Raw genomic sequence first — 4,899 nt, forward strand, 5'->3', positions numbered from 1 at the left:
CAGCGAAGGCGTGACTTAGTCTGTCAAACAAGTACATTAGCCCTACAACTTCAAATTTGCTTACTTCTTAGCCTTAGCTTCCTTTTCTTTTACATCCTCCTCAGAGAAGGTCTCCTCAAGAGTAGCACCGGCAGGAACCATAGGCCATACACTTTCATTCCTGTCTATTACTACCTCTATAAATACAGGCCCCTTAGCCTTAAGAGCCTTCTTTATAACTTCCTCTACTTCCTCTTTCTTTGTAACTCTAAAAGCAGTTATGCTCATTGCCTCAGCAAGCTTAACATAGTCTATATCCTGAGAAAGCATGGTCTGTGAATATCTCTTACCATAGAAAAGTGTCTGCCACTGCCTAACCATACCGAGTACATTATTATTGAATACAACTTCAATTATAGGTACATTATAATGTGCTGCTGTTGCAAGCTCATTCATGTTCATACGGAAGCAGCCATCTCCCGCAAGGTTAATAACCTGCTTATCAGGACAACCTATCTGTGCTCCTATAGAAGCTCCAAGACCATAGCCCATAGTTCCAAGACCACCTGAGGTAAGCAGTGTTCTTGGTTTACTATACTTGTAGAACTGTGCAGCCCACATCTGGTGCTGTCCTACTTCTGTAGAAATAATTGCCTCACCCTTGGTAAGTTTGTAAAGCTCTTCTATAAAATATGGACCGGTAAGTTCATTTTCATGATATCTGAGTGGGAATTTTGCCTGCATCTCAGCTATATGCTCCATCCATTCCTCATGGTCTTGCTTCTTTAGCTTCTTATTAAGCTCCTTAAGCACATCCTTAACATCGCCTTCAATGCTGAGGTCAACCTTTATATTCTTGTTTATCTCAGCAGGATCTATATCTATATGAAGGATTTTAGCCCTCTTTGCAAAACTCTTGGTATTGCCTGTAACTCTATCCGAGAATCTTGCTCCAAGTACGACTAAAAGGTCACATTCTGTTACCGAGAAGTTTGCGGTCTTAGTGCCATGCATACCTATCATTCCCATATAACGCTTGTCTGTGCCATCAAATGCACCTTTTCCCATAAGAGAATCGCAAACTGGGGCATCCATAAGATCTACCAAAGTTTTAATTTCTTTATGTGCCTCTGAAATAATAGCTCCGCCACCTATGAAAATAACAGGACGTTTAGCCTTCGCTATCATCTCTGCTGCCTTATCAAGCTCTTTATCAGTGAAATTATCCCCTATTTTTTTCTTTTCTACCTTCTTTATTTCTTCCTTTTTATATTCACATTTATTAGCTGTTACATCCTTTGTTATATCTATAAGCACAGGTCCCGGTCTGCCGGTTGAAGCTATTTTAAATGCTCTTCTTATTGTTTTTGCAAGCTTTTTTACATCTTTTACAATAAAGTTATGCTTTGTAATAGGCATGGTTACGCCTGCTATGTCCACTTCCTGAAAAGAATCCTTACCAAGAAGGTTGGTGCCTACATTACCGGTAATTGCAACCATAGGAACTGAATCCATATAAGCATTTGCAATACCTGTTACAAGGTTAGTAGCTCCAGGTCCACTGGTAGCAAGGCAGACTCCGACCTTACCTGTAGCTCTCGCATATCCGTCAGCCGCATGTGCAGCTCCCTGCTCGTGAGAAGTAAGGATATGCTTTATTTCATCCTGATGACGATAGAGCTCATCATAAAGATTTAGAACTGCTCCACCCGGATATCCGAAAATAGTATCTACTCCCTGCTCCTTCAAACATTCAACAAGAATCTGTGATCCATTAAGTTCTGCCATAAATTCTCCTCTTTCTAAATTTGTTAACTCCGGATTATATATCAAATATTATAAATATAATAATGATATATTACCCTGAAACAATTATAATTTGATGTGGGCGTCAAAAGTATTTGACACCCAATGATACAGGATTGCTTCGGCTTCACATCCGCAATCCTTGTAAAAATATTCGTAATCCGCTCATTTTTTTGCAAAAAATGGCTACTTACTCATATTTTTTGCGTGTCAAAAGATAATAAATTCTTTTGCAAGCAAGCTTGCACAGAATTTTTATACTTTTGACACTTGTATCATAATTAAGTATATTATAAATTCCAACACCAATCAAATAAAAAAATAATTATTCATATTACATCTTAGGCACTTCAAGAATAGCTCCTCTGTTTCCTGATGTAACCATAGCCTGATACCTCTTAAGATAACCTGTGATTTCTCCCATTTCCTTAGGTTTCCAAGCTTTTCTTCTTTCCTCAAGCTCCTCATCTGACACCTTCATATTAAGTGTCATCTCAGGTATGTTGATAGAAATTATGTCTCCTTCTTTAACAAGGGCTATAGGCCCTCCTACTGCCGCCTCCGGTGAAACATGTCCGATAGATGCGCCTCTTGAAGCTCCTGAAAATCTTCCGTCTGTAATAAGGGCTACTGTAGAGCCGAGTCCCATACCTGCTATCGCTGAGGTAGGATTGAGCATTTCCCTCATACCCGGTCCGCCCTTAGGCCCTTCATATCTTATAACAACCACATCTCCGGGTACTATCTTGCCTCCCTTAATCGCCTCTATAGCTTCTTCTTCGGACTCAAATACCCTAGCAGGACCTTCATGCACCATCATTTCTTCTACAACTGCAGAACGCTTAACCACACTTCCATCCGGTGCAAGGTTTCCCTTAAGTACCGCAAGTCCGCCTGTTTTACTATATGGGTTGCTTACAGGTCTGATAACTTCTTCATCTCTGTTGTAAGCATGTTTTATATTTTCACCTATAGTCTTGCCTGTAACTGTCATACATTCGGTATTTATAAGCCCTATATCTGCAAGTTCCTTCATAACCGCATATACACCGCCTGCCTCGTCTAAGTCCTCCATATAAGTATGTCCCGCAGGTGCAAGGTGACAGAGGTTAGGTGTTTTTTCACTTATCGGATTAGCAAAGGCTATATCAAAATCAAAGCCTATTTCATGTGCAATCGCAGGCAAATGAAGCATTGAATTTGTAGAACAGCCCAAAGCCATATCTACTGTAAGTGCGTTAATAATAGCTTCTTTTGTCATTATATCACGAGGTCTTATATTCTGCCTGAACATTTCCATAACTGCCATACCTGCGTGTTTTGCAAGTTTTATTCTCTCAGAATAAACTGCCGGTATAGTTCCATTGCCACGAAGCCCCATTCCGAGAGCCTCTGTAAGACAGTTCATTGAATTTGCTGTATACATACCTGAGCAGGAACCACAGCTAGGACAGGCTTTGTTTTCATATTCAAGTACATCCTCTTCACTTAAGCTTCCTGCTGCATAAGCTCCAACCGCTTCAAACATAGAGGAAAGACTGGTTTTACAGCCATTAACCCTTCCGGCAAGCATAGGACCGCCTGAAACAAAAACTGTAGGTATATTCACCCTTGCTGCTGCCATCAGAAGTCCCGGTACATTCTTATCACAGTTAGGTACCATAACCATGGCATCAAACTGATGAGCCATAGCCACACATTCAGTTGAATCTGCTATAAGGTCTCTTGTTACAAGAGAATACTTCATTCCTATATGCCCCATAGCTATGCCGTCACAGACCGCAATAGCAGGGAAAACCACAGGTACTCCGCCTGCCTCTGCAACTCCCAGCTTTACTGCATCAACTATTTTATCTAAGTTTATATGTCCCGGTACTATTTCATTATATGAACTTACTATACCAACTATAGGTTTCCTCATTTCTTCCGCTGTAAAGCCCAGTGCGTTGAAAAGGCTCCTTGCCGGTGCCTGCTTCATACCGGCTCTTGCGTTATCACTTCTCATTTATTATTTCCTTTCTTGTTACTATCATAAAACCTTGCAAAAAATTCGTAATCTGCTCATTTTTTGCATATCAAAAGATAATAAATTCCCTTACAATCGAGCATCAATCGGTTTTTATACTTTTGACACTTGTATCATTAATTTAACTGATTATCAAAATTATTCATGCCAAAGTTACAGACCTCTAAATACATGAGGGTTGTTGTCAGATTCCCGTATATAATTTAACCACAATAATTTGGAGTTAGAAAATATTATTTTTCAATCTCAGCCGCTATCCTGTCTCCCATTTCTTTACAGCCAATATGCATCTTTCCTTCACTGTAAATATCACCTGTCCTGTAGCCCTTTTTAAGTACAGTCTTAACCGCTTCCTCAACTTTATCTGCTTCCGCATCAAGTCCAAAGGAATATCTAAGCATCATCGCTGCCGACATTATTGTTGCAATAGGATTTGCCTTATCCTGTCCTGCTATATCAGGAGCTGAACCATGGCTTGGCTCATAAAGACCGAATTTTCCTTCTCCAAGACTAGCTGAAGGAAGCATTCCCAGCGAACCTGTCACCATACTTGCCTCATCAGAAAGTATGTCTCCAAACATATTTTCAGTAAGGATTACATCAAACTGAGCAGGATTGGCTATAAGCTGCATAGCACAGTTATCAACCAACATGTTGGTAAGTGTGACTTCCGGGAAATCTTTAGCCACTTCAGAAACTACCTGTCTCCAGAGCCTTGAAGAATCCAGTACATTTGCCTTATCTACACTGCATACCTCTTTTTTTCTTTTTGACGCAGCCTCAAAAGCTCTTCTTGCCACTCTTTCTATCTCATCTTCTGTATATACTAAGGTATCTATCGCTTTTCTTTTTCCTTCTACAACTGTAGTGCTTCTCTCTCCAAAATAAAGCCCACCTGTAAGCTCTCTGAATATAACAAAATCAAAGCCTTTTTCTCCTGTAGACTCCTTTAACGGGCAGGCAGCTCTTAATTCATCAAACAAAATAGCAGGTCTTATATTTGCATAAAGCCCCAGTTCCTTCCTTATTTTAAGTAGTCCTGCCTCAGGACGTTTTTCAGGTGGAAGCTTGTACCAAGGAGAAGTATC

3 protein-coding genes are annotated in these 4,899 nt (G+C 40.2%); all 3 read right to left on the reverse strand.

Features of this window, described 5'->3' with window-relative positions; all coding sequences use genetic code 11:
* Positions 1-60 precede the first annotated feature (60 nt).
* Complete coding sequence (gene ilvB, locus ACTTKP_RS11150) at positions 61-1,767, reverse strand: biosynthetic-type acetolactate synthase large subunit (RefSeq protein WP_442553977.1); 1,707 nt, start codon at positions 1,765-1,767, stop codon at positions 61-63.
* A gap of 352 nt (positions 1,768-2,119) precedes the next feature.
* On the reverse strand, positions 2,120-3,790 hold the full coding sequence (gene ilvD / locus ACTTKP_RS11155) for a dihydroxy-acid dehydratase (RefSeq protein WP_442553978.1): 1,671 nt from the start codon (positions 3,788-3,790) through the stop codon (positions 2,120-2,122).
* 254 nt (positions 3,791-4,044) lie between these two features.
* Positions 4,045-4,899: 3-isopropylmalate dehydrogenase (gene leuB / locus ACTTKP_RS11160; RefSeq protein ID WP_442553979.1), on the reverse strand; the 855-nt coding region annotated here is incomplete at its 5' end.

Origin of the sequence: Catonella sp. (assembly GCF_052169795.1) — a bacterium.
Classification (GTDB): Bacteria; Bacillota; Clostridia; order Lachnospirales; family Lachnospiraceae; genus Catonella.